The organism is Stenotrophomonas maltophilia group sp. RY12688 (genome assembly GCF_052149045.1).
In the GTDB taxonomy this organism is placed as follows: domain Bacteria; phylum Pseudomonadota; class Gammaproteobacteria; order Xanthomonadales; family Xanthomonadaceae; genus Stenotrophomonas; species Stenotrophomonas sepilia.
Genome location: NZ_CP197389.1, coordinates 3,202,785 through 3,229,339 on the forward strand (window position 1 = coordinate 3,202,785; position 26,555 = coordinate 3,229,339).

Genomic DNA, 26,555 nt, shown 5'->3' on the forward strand with positions numbered 1-26,555 from the left:
AGCTAGCGTGCTCGTGTAGAGCCGAGCCCATGCTCGGCTTATCCAGCAGGAGGGGATCTCGCCAGGAGCAGCCGAGCATGGGCTCGGCTCTACAAGAACTGTGCGATCAGCCGACGATGCGCAGCACGTCATCCAGCAACGCGGCGGCGGTGACTTCCGCGCCCGCACCCGGGCCCTGGATCAACAGCGGCTGGCGACGGTAGCGATCACTGTGGATGGCGACGCGATTGTCGGTCCCCGCACCCTGCGCCAACGGGTGATCGGCCGGCAGCTCGCGCAGGCCCACCTGCGCACCCCCACCGTCAACACGGCCGACGAAACGCAACACGCGGCCGTTTTCGCGTGCCCGCTGCCAACGCGCCTGCAGCGGCGCATCCAGCTGCTCCAGCGCAGCCACTGCGACCTCCAGCGGCAACGCGGCCAGCGTTTCAGGTACCAGTGAGTCCACCTGCACCTGCGAAGCATCCAGCGCCAGCCCGCTGCTGCGGGCCAGGATCAGCAGCTTGCGGCGCACGTCCTCGCCGGACAGGTCAAGTCGCGGATCCGGCTCGGTGTAGCCGGCCGCCAGCGCCTCGCGCACCGCCGCCGAGAACGGCGACTTGCCGTCATAGCGATGGAACAGCCACGCCAGCGAACCGGACAGCACGCCCTCGATGGCATGGATGTGATCACCACCGGCCACCAGTGCGCGCAGGCTGCTCAGCAGCGGCAGCCCGGCACCGACGGTGGCGCTGTCACCATAGCGCGCACCACTGTCGGCACAGCTGTCTGCAATGGCCTGCGCGCGTGACAGCTGCGCACCACGGCCCAGCTTGTTGGCTGTCACCACATGCACGCCGCGCGCCAGCCACTGCACGTGACGTGCGGCCACGTCTTCGCTGGCGGTGGCATCGACCACCACATCGCCACGCTCCAGCCCTTCGGTGCTGGCCCACGCCGGCGAACTCTGGCCATCGCGTGGCGCACGTCGCGCCAGTTCCAGCGGCAACGCCAGGTCACGATCGATCTCCAGCGCAGTGCGCGAGTTGGCCAGCCATTGCACGCTCGGCAGTTCCAGCCCGCGAGCCCGCAGCGTCTGGTAGCGCTGCACGAAGGCCGAGCCGACTGTGCCAGTACCGAGCAGCGCCAGGCGTCCCGCGCCCAGCGCCGGAATTTCAGCAGCGAGTGCGCTCATGCATCCACCACCTGTTTGCGGCGTGCGGCCGCATCGATCACGACTTCGGCGCGCTGCAGCGCGGCACCGAGATCGGCCAGCAGGTCGCGCTCGGCCTCGATGCCGACCGACAGACGCAGCAGCCCTTCGCTGATACCGGCCGCTGCGCGTGCTTCGGCGGTCATCGCCGCATGGGTCATGGTCGCCGGATGCGCGATCAGGCTTTCGACGCCGCCCAGCGATTCGGCCAGGGTGAAGCAGCGCAGGCCATCCACGAATGCGCGCACTGCCGCGTGCGGATCTTCACCGGCGCAGTGCGCAAGCTCGAACGACAGCATCGCGCCGAAACCGCTCTGCTGGCGCGCCGCGATGGCATGGCCGGGATGTTCGGCCAGGCCCGGGTAGTACACCCTGCCGACGGCCGGATGCTGGTCCAGCAGGGCAACGATCGAGGCGGTATTTTCCTGGTGCACGCGCAGGCGAGCATCCAGCGTGCGCAGGCCACGCAGGGTCAGGAAGGCATCGAACGGTGAACCCGTCAGGCCCAGCGCGTTGCCCCACCACACCAGCTGCTCGTGCACTGCCGGATCACGCGCGACCACTGCCCCGCCCACCACATCGCTGTGGCCGTTGATGTACTTCGTGGTGGAATGCAGCACCAGGTCCGCACCGAACGACAGCGGTTGCTGCAGCGCTGGTGACAGGAACGTGTTGTCGACCACCACGAGTGCGCCGGCCTTGTGCGCGGCATCGATGACGAAGCGCAGGTCGGTGATGCGCAGCAGCGGGTTGGACGGCGTTTCCACCAGCACCAGCTTCGGCTGGGTGGCCAACGCCTGTGCCAGTGCGCGCGGATCGGTCAGGTCGGCGGTGACCAGTTCAAAGTGGCCCTTCCGGGCCAGCGCATTGAACAGGCGCCAGCTGCCACCGTACGCATCGTGCGGCACCACCAGGGTATCGCCCGGCTTCAGCAGTGCGTTCAGCACCAGGTTGATCGCGCCCATGCCGGTGGCGGTGACCACACCACCGACGCCGCCTTCCAGTTCCGCCAGCGCCTCACCCAGCAGGTCGCGGGTCGGGTTGCCACTGCGCGTGTAGTCGTACTGGCGCTTGTTGCCGAAGCCTTCGAAGCTGAAGTTCGACGACAGCACGATCGGCGGCGTGACCGCGCCATGCGCGGTGTCCCGATCGATGCCCGCACGGACGGCGGCAGTGGTGCGACTACAGGACGGCTCGTTGGCGTGCAGGCTCATGCGGACTCTCCAGAGGTGCGGAAGGCGGTGGCGAGGATCGCGTCGATGCGATCGGTTTCTTTGAGGAAGGCGTCGTGGCCATAGGGCGAACGCAGCACGCGCAGGCTGCCGCGCGGGCCCAGCCCTTCGACCAGGCCGACCAGGTCGGCCAGCGGCACCAGGCGGTCGCCCTCCACGGCCACCACCACGGTCGGCGGCAGGATCGCGGCGGGGTCGACACGGTGCAGGTCGATCGATTCGGACAGGCGCAGGTAGGCGGTCACCGGCGTGCGCGCGACGTACTGCGCGCCGGCGGCGTCGAGGTAGTCTTCGGCGGCCACGCGCACGCGGCCATTGATGACCTCCGGGGCAGCGTCGAAGCGCTCGCCGAATTCTTCCGGGGTGCGGTAGCTGAGCATGGCGAACTGCCGGGCCAGGGCCAGGCCGTGGTCTTCGCCGCACTGCAGCTGGCCCAGCGCAACCGCGCGGCGCTGCAGCGCGCGCCACGCGGCGGCATAGGGATGCGGGCGGTGCGCGCCGCTGGCCAGCACCAGTTGGCGCACGCGGGCGCGGTGACGGATCGCGAACTGCTGGCCGACCAGCGCGCCATACGAATAGCCGACGAAGGCCTTCAGCGTGCGGATGCCGAGATGGTCCAGCAGCAGCGCCAGCGCATCGGCCTGGTCGGCAGTATCGATCGGCACATCCAGTGCACCGTCGGCACCGATGAAATCGAAGGCCAGCACGCGCAGCTGCTGCGGGTCGAGCGCGCGGCCGGCACCCACAAGCGCTTCGGCCCAGCCCTTCTCGCTGAACTGTGCGTTGGACGCCACGTGGCGATGGGCGGAAATGCCACCGGCCAGCACCACCACCGGCGCGTTGGCCGGGCCCACCCACTCATAGCGCAGGCGCACCGGGCTGGGGCCTGCATGGCGCATCGACAGCACCGCGGCGAACTCACCGCGCTCGGCGTGCACGCGGTCTGCGACCGGCACGCTGACGGGGACGAAGGGCTCGGGGCGAATGGCGGTACTGGCAGCGAAGCTCATGGCGGGATCCGGTTGGGGAATCGGCCATCGAGCCTTCGCGGGCCCGCGTTCGAGATGCACGTGGGGTGCATGGTTCGAACCATCTTTCGGTGGACGCCACGGTCCCCGCAGGATTTGGCACCTACGCAGACGCTTGCGCGCCTGCGGGCTGCCCCGGCTTCAAAGGGCCTGTCCCTCTGCCGGTCTCGATGGTGGAGCCACGATGCCAGCCCTTTCCGGCACTGTCAATCCCTTCATGCGGATAAAGCGATAGATATTTCCAGAATCAGTCTGCGAGGGCCGTCCCGGTCGCCCCGTTCAGGATCGGGTACAGTCCCGGCGGTCCTCTCGCTGGAAACGCCGATGCCGCGCCTGCCCCTGTCCTGCCTGCTGTTGCCTCTGCTGGCGAGCGCGACCGCACACGCCGGCGACTGGCGCCAGGGCTGGGGACTGGCTCCCCCTTCCGCGCCTGCCACCCGCGCAGGCAGTGCCGAGGGCGCCGCCCCCATGGCCCGGTTGCGCCTGCAGCCGGTCGGTACGCAATGGCAGGCGCGGATCGACAACGGGTTGGCAGGGCCGCTGCAGATCCAGCTGCGCGCCGCCCCCGGACACCCGGTCGAAGGCCTCCCGGTCGAGTCGCTGATCCAGGGCGACAGCAGCCTGGTGGTCGGCCACCTGCCCGCCCCGATCGATGGCCGCATGCTGGATCTGCGCCTGCAGTCGGTGCCGGGCAACCCTGCCGCACAGGCCGAAGATGTCGGCTATCGCCTGCCGTTCGATGCGGCCCGCCTGCGTGTGGACCAGGCGCCGCAGGGGCGATTCAGCCATGACGACGAGGAGAACCGCGACGCGGTCGACTTCGCACTGCCGGAGGGCACCCTGGTGCTGGCCGCGCGCGAGGGCACGGTGATGCAGATCCAGGATGGCTTCCGTGGCAACGGCCAGGACCGCGAGCGCGATGGTGCCCGTGCCAATTTCGTCCGCGTGCTGCACAGCGACGGCAGCATGGCCCTGTACGGCCACCTCCAGGCCGGCGGCATGCGCGTGCGCCGCGGCCAGGCGGTGGGAGCCGGGCAACCGATCGGCCTGTCCGGCAACAGCGGCTACAGCACTGCGCCGCACCTGCACTTCGTGGTGCAGGTCAACCGCGGCATGGGCCTGCGCTCGGTGCCGGTGCGCATCTTCGCCGGGCAGGGCCAGCTGCAGTTCGCCCGCCACGGCGAGGCCGACGGCGGTATCGGGCGCTGACCGGCCCCGGCCGGTATAATCGGGCGCTTATCTCTTTGAAAAGCGCCCCGGGCGGGCGCCACTGCCATGTCCGAAGTCGCCACCGAAGCGTCGCGTCGCCGCACCTTCGCCATCATTTCCCACCCTGACGCCGGCAAGACCACGCTGACCGAAAAGCTGCTGCTGTTCGGAGGCGCGATCCAGATGGCCGGTTCGGTCAAGGGCCGCAAGGCCGCCCGCCACGCCACCTCCGACTGGATGGCGCTGGAAAAGGAACGCGGCATCTCCGTCACCTCCTCGGTGATGCAGTTCCCGTACGAAGGCAAGATCGTCAACCTGCTCGACACCCCTGGCCACGCCGACTTCGGCGAGGACACCTACCGCGTGCTGACCGCAGTGGACTCGGCGCTGATGGTGATCGACGTAGCCAAGGGCGTGGAAGAGCGCACCATCAAGCTGATGGAGGTGTGCCGCCTGCGCGACACCCCGATCATGACCTTCATCAACAAGCTCGACCGCGAGGGCAAGGACCCGATCGAGCTGTTGGATGAAGTGGAGACCGTGCTCGGCATCCAGTGCGCGCCGGTCACCTGGCCGATCGGCATGGGCCAGCGCCTGAAGGGCGTGGTTCACCTGCTGACCGGCGAAGTGCACCTGTACGAACCGGGTCGCAACTTCACCCGCCAGGACTCGACCATCTTCCCGTCCATCGATGCGCCCGGCCTGGCCGAGAAGATCGGTGCACAGATGCTGGCCGACCTGCGCGACGAACTGGAACTGGTGCAGGGCGCCAGCCATCCGTTCGATCTGGACGCTTACCGCGCCGGCAAGCAGACCCCGGTGTTCTTCGGCTCGGGCGTGAACAACTTCGGCGTGCAGCCGCTGCTGGACTTTTTCGTCGAGCATGCGCCGTCGCCGCAGGCGCGAACCACCACCGGCCGCGAAATCGCACCGGAAGAGAACAAGCTGACCGGCTTCGTGTTCAAGATCCAGGCCAACATGGACCCGCAGCACCGTGACCGCGTGGCATTCATGCGGGTCTGTTCGGGCCGTTTCAGCGCCGGCATGAAGACCTTCCACGTGCGCACCGGCAAGGAAATGAAGCTGGCCAACGCGCTGACCTTCATGGCCAGCGACCGCGAGATCGCAGCCGAAGCGTGGCCCGGCGATGTGATCGGCATCCACAACCACGGCACCATCTCCATCGGCGATACCTTCACCGAAGGCGAAGCGGTGACCTTCACCGGCATTCCCAACTTCGCCCCGGAACTGTTCCGCCGCGCACGCCTGCGTGATCCGCTCAAGCTCAAGCAGCTGCAGAAGGGCCTGGCCCAGCTGTCCGAGGAAGGCGCGACCCAGTTCTTCCGCCCGCTGACCAGCAACGACCTGATCCTGGGTGCCGTCGGCGTGCTGCAGTTCGACGTGGCCGCCTACCGCCTGAAGGACGAGTACGGTGTGGAAGCCACCTTCGAGCCGGTCAGCGTGACCACTGCGCGCTGGGTCCACTGCAGCAACGAGAAGAAGCTGGAAGAGTTCCGCGAGAAGAACGCGCTCAACCTGGCGCTGGATGCGGCCGGCCACCTGGTCTACCTCGCTCCGACCCGGGTCAACCTGCAGCTGGCCCAGGAACGCTCGCCGGATGTGCGTTTCTCGGCCACACGCGAAGCGGCGCACACCGTTTCGGCAGGCTGATGCCACGGGGTCGGAGCCCTTTCCACAGAAAAGGACTCCGGCCCCAGCCGTCGCGGGCGGTTCATCCACGCATGGCGGCGATTGACGGATCACGGGACCAACGGCGCAACCCAAGGATTCACCCACCATACGGTGACGGGCGTGCACGTGCCGCCCATCGCGGCGATGATAGGGGGGTGCGGGTCCCCCTCCCCGCGAACGATGCCTACGCCATGTCCACGACTTCCGTTGCTTCGATCCGCGAAGAAATCGCCAGCGCCCTGACCCATGGCCTCGGTGCCGTGCTCGCCCTGGGCGCCGGCGCGGTGCTGATCACCCTGGCCGCAATCTACAGCGATGGCTGGCAGCTGGCCGGCGCCATCGTGTTCGGCATCGCGCTGCTGCTGCTGTACACCGCGTCCACCCTGTACCACGCCATCCAGCACCCGGTCGCCAAGGGCCGGCTCAAAGTGTTCGACCACTGTGCGATCTACGTACTGATCGCCGGCACCTATACCCCATTCACCCTGATCGGCCTGCGCGGCCGGTGGGGCTGGGGCCTGTTCGCCGCGATCTGGACCCTGGCCCTGGCCGGCGTGGTGTTCAAGCTGTTCTACACCGGTCGCTTCAAGCGCCTGTCCACTGCCATCTACGTGGCCATGGGCTGGCTGGTGATCGTGGCGGTCAAGCCGATGCTGGCCTCGATCGACGGCTGGACGCTGGGCTGGCTGCTGGCCGGCGGCCTGTCCTACACGCTGGGCACCTATTTCTACCACCGCGAATCGATTCCCTATTCGCATGCGATCTGGCACCTGTTCGTCATCGGTGGCAGCGTCTGCCACTTCGTCGCGGTCACCATGCAGGTGCTGTAGCACCGGCCCGTGCGTGGCGCGTGCACGCCGCGCACATGGACGCTTCGCGCCCCGTCCACGATGAGGGGGCAACCATGGCAGCGTGAATGCCGCCGCCTCCCCTGCCACAAAGCGCACGAACCGCTGGCGCCTGCGCCGCCCCGGCCCGCGAGGCCGGCGCTGGCTGACGCTGCTGATCTTCCTGCTCGCGGCGATCCTGGTACTGATCGCACTGTGGGACTGGAACTGGTTCAAGGGCCCGGTTGAGCACGCCGTGCAGGCCCGTACCGGCCGCGCACTTCACATCGGCCATCTGGATGTCGACCTCGGCCGGACCAGCACCATCCGTGCCGATGCGATCACCTTCGCCAATGCCGGTTGGGCCAGGCAGCCGAACATGGCCACGGCCGACCGCGTCGAGATCGATGTGCGCGTGTGGCCCCTGCTGCGCGGCAGCGTGCAGCTGCCGGAAGTGCGCCTGACCCGACCGGACGTGCTGCTGGAAACCGCCCCTCGCAAGGGCGAACCGGGCAACTGGGACTTCCTCGGTGACAGCGCTGGCGGCACCAGCCCGCAGCTCAAGCGCCTGCGCATCGACGACGGCCGGCTGCAGTTCCTCGACGCACCGGGCCGTACTGATATCCGCGTGGGCGTGCGCAGCGGCCAGCCGAAGCAGGCCGATGCCTCGCCGCCGCTGCTGGTGCAGGGCAAGGGCCACTGGCAGGGAAACCCGTTCACCCTGCAGGGCGGAACCGAATCACCGCTGGAACTGACCAACAGCGACCACCCGTTCCGCATCCACCTCGACGGACGCGCCGGCGCCACCCACGCGGTGGCCAGCGGCACGCTGACCAATCCGTTCCAGCTGCGCGTGTTCGACCTGCAGTTCGCACTCAGTGGCCAGGACCTGGCCGATCTCTACCCATTGCTCGGCATCGCCATTCCGCCGTCCCCGCCCTACGCGCTGAACGGTCGCCTGAAACGCGACCACGACGTCTGGAGTTACGACGGTTTCACCGGCAAGGTGGGCGACAGCGACCTCGGTGGCAGTCTTCAGTTCGAGGTGGGCCGCGACCGTCCGCGGCTGACCGCGACGCTGGAATCCAAGCGCCTGGACTTCGATGACCTGGCCGGCTTCGTCGGCGCGCCGCCGAAGACCGGCGGCGGCGAAACCGCCAATGCGGAGCAGAAGGCCGAGGCCGCACGGGTGGCCGCGCGCGCGCGCGTGCTTCCGGACACGCCCTACAACCTCGGCAAGCTGCGTGCGATGGATGCCGATGTGCGCTGGAAGGCCCACCGCATCAACGCACCGTCATTGCCATTGGACGACATGGATGCCCATCTGCTGCTGGATGACGGGGTGCTGCGGCTGGCACCACTGAACTTCGGCGTCGCCGGCGGCGATATCCGCAGCACCATCCGCATGGACGCACGCCAGCCGCAGATCAGCACTGCGCTGAAGGCGAGCGTGCGCGGCGTTCAACTGGGCCAGCTGTTCCCCGATGCCAAGCTGGCCGAACAGGCCAAGGGCGGCATCGGCGGTGAGGTGGACCTGAGTGGCCGCGGCAATTCGATCGCCGCGATGCTCGGCAGCAGCAGCGGCAAGGTCGGCCTGGCGATGGGCCGTGGCCATGTCGGCAACCTGGTGATGGAGCTGGCCGGCCTGGATATCACCGAATCGCTGAAATTCCTGGTGACCGGCGACAAGCAGATTCCCCTGCGCTGCGCCTTCGCCGACTTCGGTGTGCGCGACGGCCTGATGACCAGCCAGGCGCTGGCGGTGGACACCACCGACACGATCCTCATCGGCGAAGGCACCGTCAGCCTGCGCGACGAAACCCTGGACCTGCTGTTGAAGCCGCGCCCGAAGGACAAGAGCATCCTGGTACTGCGCTCGCCGCTGCACATTGCCGGCACGTTCAAGGACCCGTCGTTCCGCCCGGACTTCAAGGCGCTGGGCATCCGCGGTGCGGTGGCCCTGGCGCTGGGCAGCATCGCCCCGCCGGCGGCCTTGCTGGCGACGATCGAGCTGGGGCCGGGCAAGGACGCCGACTGCGGCGGGCAGTATGCGAAGTAGGGTTACAGCGTTGTTCGCGGCGCCTGCATTGATGGTGGCTTGAGGGGGACGGGTGACGCAGGCAGGACACGCCGCAAGTACGTCCCTGTAGCAACTGTGTTGACGGAGGGGCCTGGCCCCTCCATGAGACGGGCACGGTAGTGCCGGCCGCTGGCCGGCAGCCTTTTGGGACACGCGCAGGCTGGCTTCAGGCGGGGATCGATCCGCCTTGAGCGTCGCGCACGCGGGCGTTGAGAATCACCAGCATCTTCCGCATCACTGCCACGATGGCCACCTTGCCTTCCTTGCCACGGGCTCGTAGCGACTGGTAAAAATCGCGCAACCGAGGTTCATGCCGCATGGCCGACATTGCCGCCATGTAGAGCACTTGCCGGATTTCGGCTCTTCCACCATGGATGCTTCGTTTTCCTCTCATCGTGCCGCTGTCTTGGGACATCGGGGCTACCCCGACCAAGCTGGCGATGCGCTTGCCAGTGATCCTGCCAAGCTCTGGCAGATAGCTGGCTAGAACTGCCTGCAGCGCAGGCCCTACGCCCTTCATCGACTTCAGCGTCTTCAGTTGAGGCTGCTGACCAACCTGCTCGGCGATCTGCTTGCCCAGACGCTCAACCATCGTTTGGAGGCGGGTGATGTTGCCTTGCAGTAGTCGGCGCAGTTCACGATCAAGCACCATTTCCTGCTGCTGCCGCGCGATGGTCAGGGCGTCCATCGCCTGCCGACGTGCCCGAACGAACTCCCGCATCTTCTGCTGCCAAGACTGCAGCGGCTGATAGGGAGGCAGCTTCACCAGGGAGGCCATCTGCGCCAACGCATGGGCATCCAAACGGTCGGTTTTGGCAATCTGACCCAACCCCTGAGCCAGTTTCCGGGCGCGCAAGGCATTGGCACGGGCCACCGGATGACCGGCCTTGTGCAGGAAATCCAGCACCGGCTGCTCATAGCCACCTGTGGCTTCAAGCACGATCTGGCTGGTCGGACGCTTCTTCAGCCAAACATCCAGTTCAGAAAACCCGGACCGGTTGTTGCTGACCTGCAGAGTTTGTCCGTCCGTCGTACCGATATCCAGCTGACGCTTGCTGACATCAATCCCGATCCCGTTCATCACCTGACTCCGTATAGTCTGGTAGGGTCGAGAGCTCCCCCGCTTGCCCAGTCTTATCGCTTCGAGTGGTCGCTCCAGCAACTGTTCGGGCGGATCAAGGGAGATTCCGGCGTGGGCGCCAAGCTACAGGGCGATCGTCGCGATCCTGGCTACGGATCGTCGAGATCCAGGCTCGTACGGCGGCCCACGCCGGCTCTCGACACCTACGCTGACAGATTTCCATCGAGCCCCCATGGATGGGTCTATGGCGTGTCCTGCCCAGCCGCACCCTCCGTCTCCCAACGTGTCAGGAAGGCGCTGCTTTGGCTTTGGCTGTGGCTTTCAGCTTCGAAAAGCGGGCCGGCGGGCCGCAGGCCCGCCAGCGACACCCTCACCCGGCGACGATGTACTGCTGCAGTTGATCCAGCTCCCGCCGCTGCGCATCGATCACCGACTTCACCAGGTCGCCGATGGAGATCACCCCCAGCACCTGCGCGCCCTCCACGACCGGCAGATGGCGGATGCGATAATCGGTCACCAACTGCAGGCAATGCTCCACCTGCTCGCCCGGCGACACCGTCACCACCTGCGACGTCATGATCTCTGCCACCGCCGTATCGCGCGAAGAGCGATCACGCAACACGATCTTGCGCGCGTAATCACGCTCGGACAGGATTCCCACCAGCCGCGGGCCGTCCATCACCAGCACCGCACCGATGCCCTTTTCCGCCATCAACCGGATCGCATCGATCACCGCCGCATCCGGCGCGACCGCATGTACTTCAGGAGACTTGCCGTCCAACAGTTGCCGTACCGTGGTCATCTGCCTGCCCTCCCAGGGTGGGTTGCGGGACCGAGTCTGCCACGGACGATGCTAGCCAGGCGTCAACCAGGTACAACGGCCGCTGCTTGGACTCCTCGTACAGCCGCCCCAGGTACTCGCCGATCAGGCCAAGCGCGATCAGCTGCACGCCGCCCAGGAACAGGATCACCGCCATCATCGTCGGCCAACCCGCCACCCGGTCGCCATACAGCGCCGCCTTCACGATCACCCACAGGCCGAACAGGAAAGCGACGGCCGCGGTTGCCAGCCCGAGGTAGGTCGCCGCCCGCAACGGCACGGTCGAGAACCCGGTAATGCCTTCGAGGGCGAAATTCCACAGCCGCCACAGGCTGAACTTGCTGGTGCCGGCCACGCGCGCGTGGCGGTGGTAGGGCACGGCGATCCGCTTGAATCCCACCCAGCTGAAAAGCCCCTTCATGAAACGGTGGCGCTCGCGCATCCCGCGCAGGGCGTTCAGCGCGCGCGGTGACAGCAGGCGGAAGTCCCCGGTATCGGCCGGAATCGGTGTCCGCGAGAGGCGGCCCATCACCCGATAGAACATCGCTGCCGTGGCGCGCTTGATCCAGGCCTCGCCATCGCGGGCCATGCGCGTGCCGTAGACGTTGTCATGACCTTCGCGCCAGCGCGCGACGAACTCCGGCACCAGCTCCGGCGGGTCCTGGCCGTCGGCATCGAGGATCATCGCCGCACCCTCGTGCACCAGATCCAGGCCGGCGGTCAGCGCCGCTTCCTTGCCGAAGTTGCGCGACAGCTTCAGCGCCGATACGCGTGCATCGGCCTGGGCCAGCCCGGCGATCACTTCCCAGGTGCGGTCATGGCTGCCGTCGTCCACATAGAGGATGTGACCGTCGATGTCGGGCATGCCGTCGAGCACCGCGCACAGCCGTGGATGCAGCAGCGGCAGTGCCAGGGCCTCGTTGTAGGCGGCGATGACGAAGGTAAGCCGTTCGCGGGTCATGGCCGGATTGTACGTTGCCGGCAGGCGCCCGGCCCGTCGCCTGCCAATTGCAGCGCCGGGCTCAGTCCTCCGACAGATAGGACGCACCACCCAGCTGGCGCGCCTGGCGTTGGATCCACGCGGCCCGCCGCTGCACATACGGCCCAGGCTTTGCCGCGTTGTAGCGACGCGGTGCCGGCAACACCGCGGCCAGGCGCGCGCTCTCGGCCGGACTCAGCCGGGCCGCGTCCTTGCCCCAGAATTTCTGCGCTGCCGCTTGCGCGCCATACACACCATCACCGAATTCGGCAATGTTGGCGTACATCTCCAGGATCCGCTCCTTTGGCCACAGCGCCTCGATCAGCACCGTGTACCAGACTTCCAGGCCCTTGCGGATCCAGCTGCGGCCCTGCCACAGGAACAGGTTCTTGGCCACCTGCTGGCTGATCGTGCTGGCGCCGCGCAGGCGCCCGCCCCTGGCGTTGTGGTCGCGCGCCTTTTCGATGGCCTGCAGGTCGAAGCCGTTGTGGTCGGGGAAGCGCTGGTCCTCGGCCGCCACCAGCGAGATCGGCAGGCTCGGTGCCATCTGGTCGAGGTCGCGCCACTGGTAATGCAGCCGATAGGACCAGTCGGCCTCGCCCAGCGCCTCGCCATAGCGCCACAGCATCACCATGGACACCGGCGGGTCGATGAACCGCAGCACCAGCACCTGCAGACAGCTGAAGGCGGCCAGCAGCACCGGCAGCCACAGCAGCCGCTTCCAGCGCCAGCGTCGCCGGCGCGGCGCGGCGACCACGGCCTCTACCTTGTGCTGCTCTCCCGCTGCCCCCATTACTGGTGCATCCTTCTTCTGTCTGGTTGTCGGCGCATTATCCGGCAACCGCCCCCGTTTACGCGCGATGTGAGCCGATGACCGCCAACCCCGATTCCCTGATCCGTTTCCTGCTCCCCGACGCCGGCGTGCGTGGCGTGCATGTGCACCTGCAGGCCACCTGGCAGGAAATCCTGTCCCATGCCGCCTACCCGGACGCCGCTGCCGAACTGCTTGGCGAGGCCTGCGTCGCCTCGGCGCTATTCACCGGCCACACCAAGATCGACGGGCGCCTGTCGGTGCAGCTGCGCAGCAGCACCGCGCTGCGCACCCTGTTCGCCGAATGCACCGCCGCCGGCACCCTGCGCGGTATCGCCCAGCTCAGCGAGGGTGGCGACGCACCGCGTGACCTGTCCCGCCTCGGTGATGACGCAATCCTCGCCATCACCATCGAGAACCCCGGCCTGGACCCGCGCGAGCCGCAGCGCTACCAGAGCCTGGTCGCGCTGACTGCGCCGGAACTGGACGAGGCCTTCGAGGACTACTTCCGCCAGTCGGAGCAGCTGCCAACCCGCCTGCTGCTGGCGGCCGACCGCAACGGTGCCGCCGGCCTGCTGCTGCAGAAGCTGCCGGGCGACGAAGGCGACGAGGATGGCTGGGCCCGCGCCAGCGCCCTGTTCGAAACCCTGGGCAAGGCCGAACTGCTGGCGACCCCGGCCGAGCAGCTGCTGCACCGCCTGTTCCACGAGGAGCGGCCGGAACTGCTGGGCGACAAGCCGCTGTCCTTCGCCTGCTCCTGCTCGCGCGAGCGGGTGGCTGGCATGCTGCAGTCATTGGGCGAGGACGAAGCCCGCGCGGCCGCCGAGGCCACCGGCGCCGTCGAGGTGCGTTGCGAATTCTGCGGGCGTGAGTATCACTTTCCATTGACGGAGTTCGGCATACTGTTCCACGGCGCCCAGGGGGCTGTAGCGGCGCCTGAACGACTTCAGTAAACGGCAGTCTTGTACCTGGGGAGGATCAAGGCTTGTTAAGAATTCATAAACACCCTAGGATCGAGTTCCCGTCCCCACGGGAACTTCCGTTGTCCGTCCCTGTCTGAACTGGTCCGATGCGTACCTTCCTGCGTCTACCGCTGGCCCTGCTGATCGCCCTTGGCGCGATCACGGGCGTGCATGCGCAGAGCAAGGACACCCGCACCGTGTTGCCGGTATGGAACAAGGGCAGCGGCAAGGTCGAGGCGCTGCTGTACCTGGAGCCGACCGGCGAACAGGCAGCCGGCGCCCGATGGCATTTCGGCCGCAATTCGCTGGACGCGGCCTTTGGCCTGTCCTCCGGCGATTCGCTGGGCCTGCTCTGCAACAGCAGCAGCGGCACCAGCATCAGCGGCCTGGCCAGCCATTGCATGCTGGCCAGCCTGGGCGACGAGGATGATCTGAACAGCCGTCGTTTCAGTGGTACCGCCGCGCTGAACCGCGGCAACAGCCGCCTGGGCATCACCGCCGGCACCGGCCGTGAAACCCTGCCCGCCTGGTTGGCGGGCCCGAACAAGACGCCCTCGCTGCGCGCCGAGCAGAACGATCTGACCGTGTTCGCGCAGAAGAACATCGGCCGCGAAGGCTTCGTCTCCATCGCCGGTACCTACGCCAAGGCACGCCTGGTACCGCTGGCCGACGCTTCGCCGGCCATCGTCGATCGCTGGGACAGCAAGAGCCTGAGCATCGGTGCCGGTTACGGCAACTTCACCGGCAGCATCATCGGCCGCGTGGTCGACGTGCCGGGCAAGCCCGGCAAGTGGGAAGGCCTGGGCATCGGCCTGACCTGGCGTACCCCGTGGTCCGGCCAGCTGACCGTCGGCGCCGAGAACGTGATCAGCCGCGGCAAGAATCCATTCTCCCCGCGCAACGAAAGCAACGACGACGGCACCGTGCCGTACGTGCGTTACGAACAGGATCTCTGATCCCCCTATCAGGTTCAGCAACGATATTCCCGAAGGCGCCGAAAGGCGCCTTTTTTGCATCTGCGTGCCTGGCTCGCACTTGCATGAGCGGTATCGACCGCAGAGCGTATCGACATATTGGGATACATATCAGTCGAAACTTTTTTCATCATTCTGCGTTAACAAACGAGGCAGATCAGCACGACCATGCCAGCAACCCGTTGATTGGACTGGGAAAAGCGCGTTTTTACCAAAATCACAGACTTCATTAACACAGCTTTAATTCTTGGCGAACGCCCGTTACTATCGGGTCAGCCTCGCGATTTGGGAGCGCTTTTTCGCTCCCCCGCCGGGCATTAACCCCAGCCAAGATTTCTTGGAGAGAGAGAGCCAATGAAACTCAAGTCCAGCCAGCTGCGTGACGCAGTTGTGATCGCGCTTGTCGCCGGTGCCACCACCGCGACGGCCCACGCCCAGGAAGCCACCAACCTCGACCGTATCGAGGTCACCGGTTCGCGCATCCGTCAGGTCGATACCGAAACCGCCCAGCCCGTCCTGAGCATCAGCCGCGCTTCGATCGAGAAGAGCGGCTTCAAGACGGTTGCCGACGTCCTGCAGAACATCTCTGCCGCCGGCAGCCCGGCCATCAGCCGTTCCGAGCCGCTGTCCTCCGGCGAAGCCGTCGGTGGCTTCTACATCGACCTGCGCAACCTCGGTGCCGAGCGCACCCTGGTGCTGGTCGACGGCAAGCGCCTCGGCGCCAGCGTCAGCGGCCTGCAGGACGTGTCGCAGATTCCGTCGGCCATCGTCGAGCGCATCGACGTGCTGAAGGACGGCGCCTCGTCGATCTACGGCTCCGACGCGATCGCCGGCGTGATCAACATCATCACCCGCAAGAACTTCCAGGGCCTGGAAGCCAACGCCTACGTCGGCCAGTACGGCGAAGGCGACGGCCAGAAGACCAGCTACGACTTCGTGGCCGGCTTCACCGGTGACCGTGGCTCGATCACCATCGGCGCCGAGTACGCCGAAGAAAAGGAAGTGTGGGCCAAGGACCGCTGGTTCAGCCGTTACCCGCGCACCACCTTCCACCCGGCCCAGAACTGGAGCCCGGTCAGCCAGTGGGGCACCATCATCGATCCGGATACCGATGACTGGCTGGTGCTGAACCGCGGTGGCGACTATCGCGACGTCAACCAGTACCACGACCAGGACTTCGCCGGCATCACCGGTGATACCAGCAACTCCAACACGCAGATGCACCTGCTGACGCCGACCAAGCGTCGCTCGGTGTTCGCCAACGTCCAGTACGACCTGACCGACAACATCCGCTTCGTCTCCGACCTGCTGTATACCCGTCGTGAGTCGCAGGCCCAGGTCGCAGGCTATCCGTTGCAGTCCGCGTCGTATGAGCGCCTGGGTGCCAAGTGGGATGCCGACAGCTACTACAACCCCTTCGGCAAGGATATGGGCTTCATGCGCCGTGGCTGGGAAGTGCCGCGCCTGTCGACCAACAAGCTGACCACCTTCCGCTTCACCGGCGCCCTGCAGGGCAGCTTCCAGTTCAATGACAAGTACTTCGACTGGGAAGCCGGCTACATCTACCAGAACTCGGAGAACCAGCAGAGCCAGACCGGCAACTACAACGTGCTGGCGGTCAATGCCGCCACCGGTCCGTCGTTCTTCAACCCGGCCACCGGCCGCGTCGAGTGCGGTACGGCCGCTGGCCTGGTTGACGGTTCCAATCCGATCTATGGCCCGGGCGCCGGCGGCTGCCTGCCGTGGAACCCGGCCATTCCGTACGGCCGTACCGGTGACGGTGGCCTGACCGGCAACCCGGATCTGCAGCAGTTCCTGTTCCCGACCACCAAGAACACCGGTGAAGTCACCACCAAGACCTACTACGCGAACATCGCCGGCAGCCTGTTCACCCTGCCCGCCGGCGACCTGGGCTTCGCGCTGGGTTACGAGTACCGCGAAGACAAGGGTTCGTACAATCCGGACGCGCTGTCGCAGACCGGCTACTCGACCGATCTGGCCGCCGGCCCGACCGGTGGTGGTTACGACGTCAACGAAGTCTATCTGGAGTTGAATGTTCCGATCCTGGCCGACCTGCCGGGTGCCAAGGAACTGAGCTTCAACGCCGCCACCCGTTACTCGAAGTACAGCACCTTCGGCGACACCACCAACAACAAGTTCGGCCTGAAGTGGAAGCCGATCGACCAGCTGCTGGTACGTGCGACCTACGCCGAAGGCTTCCGTGCGCCGACCATCGACAATCTGTACGGTGGCAGCTCGCAGACCTTCGCGTACTTCACCGATCCGTGCGACACCTCGTTCGGCTCAACTGATCAGCCGGGCGTCGCCGCCCGTTGTGCCGCGGCCATCGGTCCGACCGCCAGCACCTTCCGCCAGCTGCGCCAGGGTTATGTGCCGGCCAGCGGTCCGGATGAGCAGACGCCGGATCCGTTCAACGCCGTCTCCAACCCGAACCTGACTCCGGAAAAGTCCAAGTCCAAGACCGTTGGCCTGGTGTGGAGCCCGACCTTCGCCCAGGGCCTGAACATGAGCCTGGACTGGTGGAACATCAAGATCACCAACACCATCGTCACCGACAGCCCGGATGACCAGCTGAACGACTGCTACGTGCTTGGCATCGCCGAGCGCTGCAACTCGTTCACCCGTGATCCGAACCGTCACAACGTGATCAACCTGACCTACGCACCGCGTAATGCCGGTTACCAGGAAACCGAAGGCTTCGATTTCGACGTGGCGTACCGCTTCGAGACCGACAGCTGGGGTACCTTCAGCGCCAACCTGCAGAACAGCTACGTCACCAAGAACGTACTGAAGACCACCAACGCGCAGCAGGTGCCGGTGTCGATCCTCAACGGCTTCGGCAGCAACTTCCGCCTGCGTTCGAACCTGGTGCTGGGCTGGGAGCGTGGCGACTGGGGCGTGACCTGGGGCACCCGCTACTTCTCCAGCGTCAAGGAGCGTTGCTACTACAGCGACGAGTGCAGCCTGCCGGACTTCGGTTCGCCGGATCCGGTGCGTGACCAGCCGATGAACAAGCGTGGCTCGACCATGTTCCACGACGTCCAGGTCTCCTGGAACGCACCGTGGAATGCGACCATCGCCGTCGGTGCGCGCAACGTGTTCGACCACTACGGCCCGCAGATGTACTCGGCACCGAACTCGCAGTTCTCCTACTACGGTGGCTACGACATCGGTCGCTTCATGTACATGCAGTACAAGCAGAAGTTCTGATCGGGAACCTGATCAGCTGATGCAGCAACGGCCCCGAAAGGGGCCGTTGTTCTTTGTGCGCCATGGACGGGCGCTGGCCAGCGCACAACAAAAAAGGCCGCAGCATCGCTGCGGCCTTCCTTCGAGATCATTTCCGGGCACTCATCCGTTCGGAATCAGCGTCTCGATCAGATGCTCGACGTACGCTTCGAAATCCTCGCGCGCCTGCTTGGGCTGCTGCAGCTGCAGCGACAACTGCAGGAAGCCGACATAAGCGGCGTACGCAAGGCGTGCGCGATGACGCGCATCGGTCGAGCTGAGGCCGGCCTGGCGGAACGAGGCGACCAGATAGTCGAGGCGACGCTGCGAGACCCGGTCGATCACCGGCCGCACCATCGGATGATCCAATGCCTTCAGCAGCTCGCTGTAGATGATGTGCGGCTGCACTTCATGCGCCACCATCTGGAACAGCTGGCGCAGGCGCACACGCGGATCCGGTACGTCTTCCAGGCTGCCGAACACCTGTTCCTGTTCGAACAGTTCCCAGCGTTCCAGCGCCGCCTGCAGCAATGCGTCGCGCGAAGGGAAATGCCAGTAGAAACTGCCCTTGGTAACGCCGAGCCGCCGTGCCAGCGGCTCCACCGCGACGGCGCCTACGCCTTGTTCAGCAATCAGGTCGAGGGCCGCCTGGGCCCAGTCTTCGGCACTCAGGCGGCTGTTGCGGCCGGCGCGCGGTTCGCCGGCGGAAGCGTCAGGTTGATTCATGGACTGATTTAACCATACGCCGGGGTTCGTTGCAGTACGCGGTTGCGGTCGAAACCGTCGCAGGCCCCTCGGAAGGGTCCCTCCACGCGCATTCTGCAACGCACCATACCGTGCAGTATTGACTTCCCCTCGAAGCTCTCCATACTAGCAAGTATGGTTATGTCCCCAACTCCCGCTGCGTTCCATGACCTGCGCCTGGACGCCGCCCATGGCGCCCGCCTGGCGGCGACCGCCAGCGAGCATGGCCGGCGCGGCCGGGTCCTGTTCGCCCATGGCTTCGGCCAGACCCGCCATGCCTGGAACGCCACTGCCCGCGCACTGAACGCGGCCGGCCTGCAGACGCTGGCCTACGACGCCCGCGGCCATGGCGATTCCGACTGGAATGGCACCGATCTGCCCTATCACGGCGAACAGTTCGCCGACGACCTGATCGTGCTGGCCGGCGAACAGCCGCGCCCGCCGGTACTGGTTGCCGCTTCGATGGGTGGCCTGTTCGGCCTGCTGGCCGAATCGCGCTGGCCGGGCCTTTTCTCGGCCATGGTGCTGGTCGACATCACCCCGCGCTGGGATACCGCGGGTGTCGAGCGCATCCTCGCCTTCATGACCGCCCATCCCGACGGCTTCGCCTCGCTGACCCAGGCCGCCGACGTGATCTCGGCCTACATGCCGCACCGGCCGCGCAAATCCGAGCAGTCGCTGCGTGCGCTGCTGCGCGAGGACGGCCACGGGCGCTGGCGCTGGCATTGGGACCCACGCCTGGTGGCCGAGCTGGCGCGCGACAGCGAACAGCACCAGGACGCACTGGCCGAGGCCGCACGCCAGGTGAAGTGCCCGCTGCTGCTGGTCAGCGGCGGCCGCAGCGACCTGGTCACGCCGCAGACCGTGGCCGAATTCCTGGCGCTGGCGCCGCATGCGCGCCATGTACAGCTGCCGCAAGCGACCCACATGGTCGCCGGCGATGACAACGACGCCTTTACCGCTACTGTGTTGGACTATCTGGACGTGTTGCCCGCAGCGGACGCTGCGGCTTCGTCCGCCACAAACGAGCACGTCACCGGAGCACGCTCATGAGCATCGTTCTTCCCTTCCTCGCCTTGCTGCTGGCAGGCGCCTTCGTCGCCTACCACCGCATGCGGCTGGTTACCTGGACGCTGATCAGCGTGGCCCTGCTGGCCGCCTGCTGGTTCATTCCCTACGTCAACCAGACCGCCACCATCGTCGCTGCGGCGGTGCTGGCGGTGATCGCCGTGCCGCTGCTGCTGCCGTTCATCCGCAAGCCGCTGCTGACCGGCCCGATGATGAAGGTGTTCCGCAAGGTGCTGCCGCCGCTGTCGCAGACCGAGCGCATCGCGCTGGAAACCGGTTCGGTTGGTTTCGAGGGCGAACTGTTCACCGGTGATCCGGACTGGAACATCCTGCTCAACTACCCCAAGCCGCAGCTGACTGCTGAAGAACAGGCCTTCCTCGATGGCCCGGTGGAAGAGCTGTGCACGATGGTCAACGACTGGGAAATCACCCACGTCCACGCCGACCTGCCGCCGGAGCTGTGGGCCTTCATCAAGAAGAACAAGTTCTTCGGCATGATCATCCCGAAGGAGTACGGCGGCCTGGGCTTCTCCGCGCTGGCCCACCACAAGGTGATCCAGAAGCTGGCCTCGGTGTCCTCGGTGGTCAGCTCCACCGTCGGCGTGCCCAACTCGCTGGGCCCGGGTGAACTGCTGGTGCATTACGGCACCCAGGAACAGAAGGACCAGTACCTGCCGCGCCTGGCCGATGGCCGCGAAGTGCCCTGCTTCGGCCTGACCGGTCCGTTCGCCGGCTCCGACGCCACTTCGATCCCGGACTACGGCATCGTCTGCAAGGGCGAGTGGAACGGCGAGCAGGTGCTCGGGGTCAAGCTGACCTTCGACAAGCGCTACATTACCCTGGCCCCGGTCGCTTCGCTGATCGGCCTGGCCTTCCGCATGTACGACCCGGATGGCCTGATCGGCGATACCCGCGACATCGGCATCACCCTGGGCCTGCTGCCGCGTGATACCGCCGGCGTCGAAATCGGCCGTCGCCACTTCCCGCTGAACTCGACGTTCCAGAACGGTCCGATCCGCGGCAAGGACGTGTTCATTCCGCTGACCCAGCTGATCGGCGGCGCAGCCATGGCCGGCAAGGGCTGGAACATGCTCAACGAGTGCCTGGCGGTGGGCCGCTCGATCACCCTGCCGTCCACCGCCAGCGGCGGTGCCAAGGCCGGTGCCGCCGTGACCGGCGCCTATGCGCGCATCCGCAAGCAGTTCGGCCTGTCGGTCGGCCGCTTCGAGGGCGTGGAAGAAGCGCTTGCCCGCATCGGCGGCAAGGCGTACAAGATCAGTGCGCTGTCGCAGGCCACCGCCGCTGCGGTTGACCGTGGCGATGTGCCGTCGGTGCCGTCGGCCATCGCCAAGTACCACTGCACCACCATGAGCCGTGAAGTGATCTCGGACATGATGGACGTGATCGGCGGCAAGGGCATCATCCTGGGGCCGCGCAACTTCGCCGGCCGCAGCTGGCAGGCCGCGCCGATCGCGATCACCGTGGAAGGCGCCAACATCATGACCCGCAGCCTGCTGATCTTCGGCCAGGGTGCGATCCTCTGCCACCCGTGGGTGCTGAAGGAAATGAAGGCCGCGCAGGATCCGGATACCCGTGCCGGCCTGCAGGAGTTCGACCGCAGCCTGTTCGGCCACATCCGCTTCGGCATCTCCAATGCCGTGCGTTCGTTCTGGTTCGGCCTGACCGGCGCGCGCTTCGGCGCCGCCCCGGGCGACGCCTACACCCGCCGCTACTTCCGCAAGCTGGACCGTTACTCGGCCAACCTGGCGCTGATGGCCGACATCTCGATGATGACCCTGGGCGGCAAGCTGAAGTTCAAGGAATCGCTGTCCGGCCGCCTGGGCGACGTGCTGAGCCATGTCTACATGACCAGCGCCATGCTCAAGCGCTACCACGACGAAGGTGCACCGCAGGCCGACCAGCCGCTGCTGGCCTGGGCCTTCCATGACAGCGTGCACAAGATCGAAGAGTCGCTGTCGGCCGCGCTGCGCAACTTCCCGATCCGTCCGATCGGCTGGCTGATGTGGGCGCTCATCTTCCCGTTGGGCCGTCGTGCCGAGGCTCCGGGTGATCGCCTGAGCCGCCGCGTCGCCGCCCTGCTGATGGCGCCGAATGAAGCCCGCGACCGTCTCGCCAATGGCGTGTTCCTGACCCCGTGCGAGAACAACCCGGGTGGCCGCATCAACAGTTACCTGAGCAAGGCGATCATGGCCGAGCCGGTGGAGCGCAAGTTCCTGAAGGCACTGAAGAGCAAGGGCATCGAGGCGCTGGACTTCAAGAGCCAGCTGGACGAAGCCGTGGCCGAAGGCGTGATCACCCAGGACGAGCGCAGCCTGCTGGAAGAGCTGCGTACGCTGACGCTGGATACCATCACCGTGGACGACTTCGACACCCACGAACTGCGCGCGGCCAGCTACTACGACCGCCAGCACAAGGACCCGCATTCGCAGGCGGCCTGATCGCCCGCGACACGCGTTGCCTCGACGGCGGGCCTTGGCCCGCCGTCGCTTTATCCGCCGACCGGAATCCTCCTCATGTCCACGCCCCTGCTCTCGCTCTACAACCGCCTGCAGCGCTGGCCTGCCGGCACCTGGCTGTTCTCACGTGCGGTGTGTTTCAAGGCGCCCTACTTCGCCAGCATCGCGCCACGCATCACCCGCCTGGAACACGGCCGCTGCGAAGGCACGCTGGCCGACCGCCGCAGAGTACGCAACCACATCGGCACGGTGCACGCGATCGCGATGTGCAACCTGGCCGAACTGACCGCCGGGTTGATGGTCGATGCATCGCTGCCGAAGGGCATGCGCTGGATCCCGAAGGGGATGCAGGTGCAGTACCTGGCCAAGGCGCGTGGCACGCTGCAGGCGGTGGCGCTGCCGGCACAGCCTATTGTTGTCGCGGCCGAGGGCTATGCGCTGCCGGTGACGGTCAGCGTGCGCGACCGCGCGGGGACGGAAGTGTTCAGCGCGGTCATCGACATGTGGATGTCGCCGGCGAAGTAAGTTCCCGCGAACGGCGCAGCCCCTCGTGGGTGGGTCGCGAAATGCGGTTTATAGGCTGGCCGGAGGGGTGGGGCCGGGCGGGGACGCCGCAAGTACGTCCGTGTAGGCTTAGCCGCGCCATCCATGGCGCGGATTGATCTGGCCCCCTGAAAACGGACGCCATGAAGCCGTTTCAGGCGGCAGCCCGGAGCTGCCGGGCGTAGTTGTTAGGCGAGTGGTAGCCCAGCGCCGAGTGTAGCCGGGCTGGATTGTAGAAGCCGTGGATGTAAGCAGCGATGCACTGGCTGGCTTGTTCCCTACTGGCGTAAGGCTCGGCAGCCTCTTCTGTCTTGAGCGTCGCAAAGAAGCTCTCGGCCACCGCGTTGTCCCAGCAATTGCCAGGCCGGCTCATGCTTTGGACCACGTCATGGGACTGCAGCAGCTGGCGAAACTCGTTCCCCCAGTACTGCCCACCACGATCTGAATGGAAGATCAGGCCGGGTCGTTGTGGATGCAGAGCCCAGGCATTGGCAAATGCTTTCACCACCAGCTCTTCAGTCAGACGCTTGGAAACGCTGTAGCCCAGCACCTGCCGGGTCTGGACGCTGATGACCACGGCCAGATGCAGCCATCCCTGGCGGGTGGGGACATACGTGATATCCCCGACCCACGCCGTCGGTCCGGTTCCGGGGGCAAATTGCCGATCCAGCAGGTTGGGGGCGAGCTGAGATGAGCCGCCGGAGGACTTGGGTCGGAATCGGCCTTTGGTCTTGCCCTGGATTCGCTCCTCGGCCATTAACCGTGCCACGCGCTTGTGGCCGACTGGATGATTCCTGGCTCGTAAGGCCCTGACCAGCCGACGTCGCCCATAACTGCGCTTGCTGGTCACATGAATGGCCCGAAGCTCGGTACGCAGGGCCGAATCGGCATCGCACGCTTGGGCACATTGCCGACGCAGGTAATCATGGAATCCAGAGACAGAAACCCCAAGAACCCGACACAACAACCTGGTCGGGTAGTGAGTCCTTTGACTGGCGACGAAGGCGTACCTCACTTGGACTCTCTGGCAAAGAACGCCGCCGCTTTTTTTAGGATTTCCCGCTCCATCTTCAGATTGGCGTTCTCGGCCCGAAGGCGGCTGATCTCGCTTTCCAGGTCGGTGGTTGGCCTGCGAGCCTCAGAGGTCAGAGACCGGCCAGCACGGACCGCGTCAAGCCAATTTGCCAGCGTCTTGACCGACATCTCCAGCTGACGGGCTGCTGCGGCAGGCCCGAGCGACTCGGCCAACTCCACGGCTTGGTGCTTGAACTCATCGGTATAGCTACGACGGGTGATACGGGACATAAGGGACCTCCAAGTGCGATCAAAGTATCGCTTCTTGGCGTCCGCTGACGGGGGGCCAGATCAGATACCCCGCCCGGCCCCACCCCTCCGACCTCTGACAGATCTCTGTGGCGTCCACCCACGCAAGAGAAAAAAGAAGAGCAAGAGCAAAAGCAAAAGCATAAGCGGCCCACCGGCCGCTTTTTTCATGCGCGCAGAACCCACGAGCGCAGCGATCCGCTGTTGCTGTTGATCTTCTTTTTCTTCTCCGTGGGCTGGCCGCCCACGGAAACTGTCAGGGGTGGGGCGGGTGGGCCGTGCAGGGGCGTTGGCGCCATGGATGGCGCCATCGAGCTTACATGGACGTACTTGCAGCGTCCCCTGCACGGCCCACCCGCCACACCCAACACATGACCCGCTTTACGCGACCACTCCACGAGGGGCTGCGCCGTTGGCTGGAAACTACGCTACCGCGCGAAACACCAACGCCAGGATCGCAGGCACCGCCTGGATCATGAAGATCCGGCGGCTCACGCTGTACGCCCCATAGCACCCCGCCACCACCACGCAGGCCAGCGAGAACGTCACCAGCACCGGCTGCCCGATCACCAGCCCCACCACGATGCCTGCTGCCAGGAAGCCGTTGTACAAGCCCTGGTTGGCCGCCAGCACGCGCGTGGTCGCCGCCTTCTCCGGCGTGTTGCGGAACGTCTTCAGACCCAGCGGGCGGGTCCACAGGAACATCTCCAGCGCCAGGAAATAGACGTGCAGCAGTGCGACCAGCAAGGTCAGGGCGAGTGCGATCCAGTACATGGGCGGTTCCTTGGACAGGGATGGGGCTCGGAGCCCGGGAAATCATCGGTCGCGCGGCAGTTTCTTTTCTTCGCGCAGTACACCGAACGCGGCTGCGGTCATGCACGCGGCCACCAGCATGCCGCCGATGAACACTACGTGCGAGCCGAACAATGACAGGCCCTTGTGCACCCAGGCAAAGCTCAGGTCCGCACCGCGGTAGACCACGGTGTCGATCGCTGCGCCGGCCTTGTAGCGCCACTGCCGGTCCACGCGCGTGTAGATTGTCTCGCGCGCCGGCTTGGCCAGTGCGAATTCGCTGGCCCGGGTCATCACCTGCACCACCGCGACCATCAGCGGCATCGGCGAGGCCGCCAGCACCGAAAAGCCGATCAGGATCGCGAAACCGGGAATCAGCAGTGCCGGCGCGATGCCGTGGCGCGACAGCAACCAACGGGTCAGGCCCAGCTGCATCAACAGCGCCAGCGCATTCACCGCCAGGTCGATGCGCGAGAAGAACGCGGTACTGGCCGCCGGGTCGGTGAAGGCCGCGCGCACGATGCTGGCCTGCTGGTTGTACAGCAGCGTGCCGACGCCCACCCCGAACACCACCATCACCGCCAGCCAGCGCAGCAGCGGCTCGCGCACGATCAATTTCAGGCCGTCCAGCACGCTGCCGCCCATCGGCTGCTCGCCGGACACCAGCTGCTGCTCGCGTTCGCGCAGCACCGCCCAGTGCCGCAGCCGCCAGATGCACAACAGGCACACGACCAGGAATCCCGCCGAGACGAGCATGAGGTTGGCGATGCCCACGCGCTGCACCAGCGCACTGGTGATCAACGGGCCGAGGAAGGCACCGACGGTGCCCGCCGCGCCAATGTATCCATAGAAGGCCCGGGCCTGCACATTGGAGAACACATCGGCCATGAAGCTCCAGAACACCGCCACCGCGAACAGGTTGAAGACGGTGATCCAGAAGAAGAAGGCCATGCCGCGGCCCGGCACGCCGCTATCGAACATCATGTAGAAGCCCAGCAGGGTCACGATGAAGAAGCCATACACCGCCGGCAGGAACACCCGTCGTGGGAAGCGGCTGACCAGCCAGCCGTACACCGGCTGCAGCACCAGCATGATCACGAACACGCAGGAGAACAGGAACTGCAGCACGAAGTCCTTCAACGCGACGCCGTGGTTGGCGAACCAGGCGATCAGCACGGGCGGGAACACCGTTTCCAGGTCTGCCGAGGCGGCCATGGCCTCACGCACCGGGCGCAGCACGTAGTAGCCGCTGAGCAGGCAGAAGAAGTACAGGAACGACCACCACAGCGCCGGCGACTCGCGCAGTGCCGCCGTCAGGCCCTGCAGCGGCCCCTTCCCCCGTACCGCACTCACGCGGTGTCCCTCGCCTGAAGACGGCGGTTGGACAGCGGCATGGCAGGCTCCGGGGCGATGAAACGCGTACGTTAGCCAATGCACCGCAACATCGCCAGCGCGACGCGCCTTCCTGCGGG

The 26,555-nt window shown here is 66.2% G+C and carries 22 protein-coding genes and 1 riboswitch; of the genes, 10 read left to right on the forward strand and 12 right to left on the reverse strand.

What is annotated here, in order from left to right; genetic code table 11:
• Window positions 1–106: 106 nt before the first annotated feature.
• From ACS0OT_RS15025 to metX, 3 genes are read right to left on the reverse strand one after another with little or no spacing between them, the layout of a single operon-like run.
• Complete coding sequence (locus ACS0OT_RS15025; RefSeq protein ID WP_065178203.1) at window positions 107–1,174, reverse strand: homoserine dehydrogenase; 1,068 nt, start codon at window positions 1,172–1,174, stop codon at window positions 107–109.
• A complete protein-coding gene (locus tag ACS0OT_RS15030; protein ID WP_065185433.1) occupies window positions 1,171–2,406 on the reverse strand; it encodes an O-succinylhomoserine (thiol)-lyase in 1,236 nt (411 codons plus the stop codon). The genes ACS0OT_RS15025 and ACS0OT_RS15030 overlap by 4 nt, the downstream gene beginning before the upstream one ends.
• Window positions 2,403–3,434 carry a homoserine O-succinyltransferase MetX gene (gene metX / locus ACS0OT_RS15035; RefSeq protein ID WP_065185432.1) on the reverse strand — a complete coding sequence of 344 codons (1,032 nt, stop codon included), beginning with the start codon at window positions 3,432–3,434 and terminating at the stop codon, window positions 2,403–2,405. The genes ACS0OT_RS15030 and metX overlap by 4 nt, the downstream gene beginning before the upstream one ends.
• A gap of 76 nt (window positions 3,435–3,510) precedes the next feature.
• Window positions 3,511–3,629: riboswitch (SAM riboswitch) on the reverse strand.
• Between the two features lie 147 nt (window positions 3,630–3,776).
• Between metX and ACS0OT_RS15040 the strand changes: the two genes are divergently transcribed.
• The 4 genes from ACS0OT_RS15040 to ACS0OT_RS15055 all read left to right on the forward strand — a co-directional run bounded on the left by ACS0OT_RS15040 (window position 3,777) and on the right by ACS0OT_RS15055 (window position 9,239).
• Complete coding sequence (locus ACS0OT_RS15040) at window positions 3,777–4,661, forward strand: M23 family metallopeptidase (RefSeq protein WP_005418401.1); 885 nt, start codon at window positions 3,777–3,779, stop codon at window positions 4,659–4,661.
• A 66-nt stretch (window positions 4,662–4,727) separates the two neighbouring features.
• Window positions 4,728–6,332 carry a peptide chain release factor 3 gene (locus ACS0OT_RS15045; RefSeq protein WP_005418402.1) on the forward strand — a complete coding sequence of 535 codons (1,605 nt, stop codon included), beginning with the start codon at window positions 4,728–4,730 and terminating at the stop codon, window positions 6,330–6,332.
• Between the two features lie 212 nt (window positions 6,333–6,544).
• Window positions 6,545–7,183, forward strand: coding sequence for a PAQR family membrane homeostasis protein TrhA (gene trhA, locus ACS0OT_RS15050; RefSeq protein WP_442255877.1), 639 nt, complete (start codon window positions 6,545–6,547; stop codon window positions 7,181–7,183).
• Between the two features lie 82 nt (window positions 7,184–7,265).
• Window positions 7,266–9,239, forward strand: a complete 1,974-nt coding sequence (locus ACS0OT_RS15055) for an AsmA family protein (protein ID WP_065185431.1) — start codon at window positions 7,266–7,268, stop codon at window positions 9,237–9,239.
• 187 nt (window positions 9,240–9,426) lie between these two features.
• Here the strand turns inward: ACS0OT_RS15055 and ACS0OT_RS15060 are convergent, their stop codons facing one another.
• The 4 genes from ACS0OT_RS15060 to mtgA all read right to left on the reverse strand — a co-directional run bounded on the left by ACS0OT_RS15060 (window position 9,427) and on the right by mtgA (window position 12,933).
• The gene (locus tag ACS0OT_RS15060; RefSeq protein WP_065185430.1) at window positions 9,427–10,341 is read right to left on the reverse strand and encodes an IS110 family transposase; all 915 of its coding nucleotides are present in this window, start codon (window positions 10,339–10,341) and stop codon (window positions 9,427–9,429) included.
• A gap of 370 nt (window positions 10,342–10,711) precedes the next feature.
• Entirely contained in the window at window positions 10,712–11,143 is a 432-nt protein-coding gene (locus ACS0OT_RS15065) for a CBS domain-containing protein (RefSeq protein ID WP_005418405.1), read from the reverse strand.
• Window positions 11,103–12,122 carry a glycosyltransferase family 2 protein gene (locus ACS0OT_RS15070; protein WP_065178200.1) on the reverse strand — a complete coding sequence of 340 codons (1,020 nt, stop codon included), beginning with the start codon at window positions 12,120–12,122 and terminating at the stop codon, window positions 11,103–11,105. Before ACS0OT_RS15070 ends, ACS0OT_RS15065 begins: the two co-directional genes overlap by 41 nt.
• 61 nt (window positions 12,123–12,183) lie before the next feature.
• Window positions 12,184–12,933, reverse strand: coding sequence for a monofunctional biosynthetic peptidoglycan transglycosylase (gene mtgA / locus ACS0OT_RS15075; RefSeq protein ID WP_005418407.1), 750 nt, complete (start codon window positions 12,931–12,933; stop codon window positions 12,184–12,186).
• Window positions 12,934–13,010: 77 nt separating this feature from the next.
• On the opposite strand from mtgA, the gene hslO reads away from it, so the two are divergent.
• From hslO to ACS0OT_RS15090, 3 genes are all read left to right on the forward strand, one after another.
• Window positions 13,011–13,904 (forward strand): Hsp33 family molecular chaperone HslO, encoded by an 894-nt coding sequence (gene hslO, locus ACS0OT_RS15080; protein ID WP_049412229.1) that lies wholly within the window; start codon window positions 13,011–13,013, stop codon window positions 13,902–13,904.
• A 116-nt stretch (window positions 13,905–14,020) separates the two neighbouring features.
• Window positions 14,021–14,869 (forward strand): XOO1806 family protein, encoded by an 849-nt coding sequence (locus ACS0OT_RS15085; RefSeq protein ID WP_005418409.1) that lies wholly within the window; start codon window positions 14,021–14,023, stop codon window positions 14,867–14,869.
• 372 nt (window positions 14,870–15,241) lie between these two features.
• A complete protein-coding gene (locus ACS0OT_RS15090) occupies window positions 15,242–18,118 on the forward strand; it encodes a TonB-dependent receptor domain-containing protein (RefSeq protein WP_279946338.1) in 2,877 nt (958 codons plus the stop codon).
• 141 nt (window positions 18,119–18,259) lie between these two features.
• On the opposite strand, the gene ACS0OT_RS15095 is transcribed toward ACS0OT_RS15090, so the two are convergent.
• Window positions 18,260–18,862, reverse strand: coding sequence for a TetR/AcrR family transcriptional regulator (locus tag ACS0OT_RS15095; protein ID WP_005418411.1), 603 nt, complete (start codon window positions 18,860–18,862; stop codon window positions 18,260–18,262).
• 153 nt (window positions 18,863–19,015) lie between these two features.
• Between ACS0OT_RS15095 and ACS0OT_RS15100 the strand changes: the two genes are divergently transcribed.
• From ACS0OT_RS15100 to ACS0OT_RS15110, 3 genes are all read left to right on the forward strand, one after another.
• Window positions 19,016–19,933 carry an alpha/beta fold hydrolase gene (locus ACS0OT_RS15100; protein ID WP_053501026.1) on the forward strand — a complete coding sequence of 306 codons (918 nt, stop codon included), beginning with the start codon at window positions 19,016–19,018 and terminating at the stop codon, window positions 19,931–19,933.
• On the forward strand, window positions 19,930–22,407 hold the full coding sequence (locus ACS0OT_RS15105) for an acyl-CoA dehydrogenase (RefSeq protein WP_065185428.1): 2,478 nt from the start codon (window positions 19,930–19,932) through the stop codon (window positions 22,405–22,407). The genes ACS0OT_RS15100 and ACS0OT_RS15105 overlap by 4 nt, the downstream gene beginning before the upstream one ends.
• A 75-nt stretch (window positions 22,408–22,482) precedes the next feature.
• On the forward strand, window positions 22,483–22,950 hold the full coding sequence (locus ACS0OT_RS15110) for a hotdog fold domain-containing protein (RefSeq protein WP_139727517.1): 468 nt from the start codon (window positions 22,483–22,485) through the stop codon (window positions 22,948–22,950).
• A 172-nt stretch (window positions 22,951–23,122) separates the two neighbouring features.
• Here ACS0OT_RS15110 and ACS0OT_RS15115 read toward each other — a convergent pair whose 3' ends face one another.
• The 4 genes from ACS0OT_RS15115 to ACS0OT_RS15130 all read right to left on the reverse strand — a co-directional run bounded on the left by ACS0OT_RS15115 (window position 23,123) and on the right by ACS0OT_RS15130 (window position 26,436).
• Complete coding sequence (locus ACS0OT_RS15115; RefSeq protein WP_065185370.1) at window positions 23,123–23,983, reverse strand: IS3 family transposase; 861 nt, start codon at window positions 23,981–23,983, stop codon at window positions 23,123–23,125.
• Complete coding sequence (locus ACS0OT_RS15120; RefSeq protein ID WP_032954795.1) at window positions 23,980–24,273, reverse strand: transposase; 294 nt, start codon at window positions 24,271–24,273, stop codon at window positions 23,980–23,982. Before ACS0OT_RS15120 ends, ACS0OT_RS15115 begins: the two co-directional genes overlap by 4 nt.
• Before the next feature lie 441 nt (window positions 24,274–24,714).
• The gene (locus ACS0OT_RS15125) at window positions 24,715–25,065 is read right to left on the reverse strand and encodes a DUF1304 domain-containing protein (protein WP_005418419.1); all 351 of its coding nucleotides are present in this window, start codon (window positions 25,063–25,065) and stop codon (window positions 24,715–24,717) included.
• 42 nt (window positions 25,066–25,107) lie between these two features.
• A complete protein-coding gene (locus ACS0OT_RS15130; RefSeq protein ID WP_005418421.1) occupies window positions 25,108–26,436 on the reverse strand; it encodes an NTP/NDP exchange transporter in 1,329 nt (442 codons plus the stop codon).
• Window positions 26,437–26,555 lie beyond the last annotated feature (119 nt).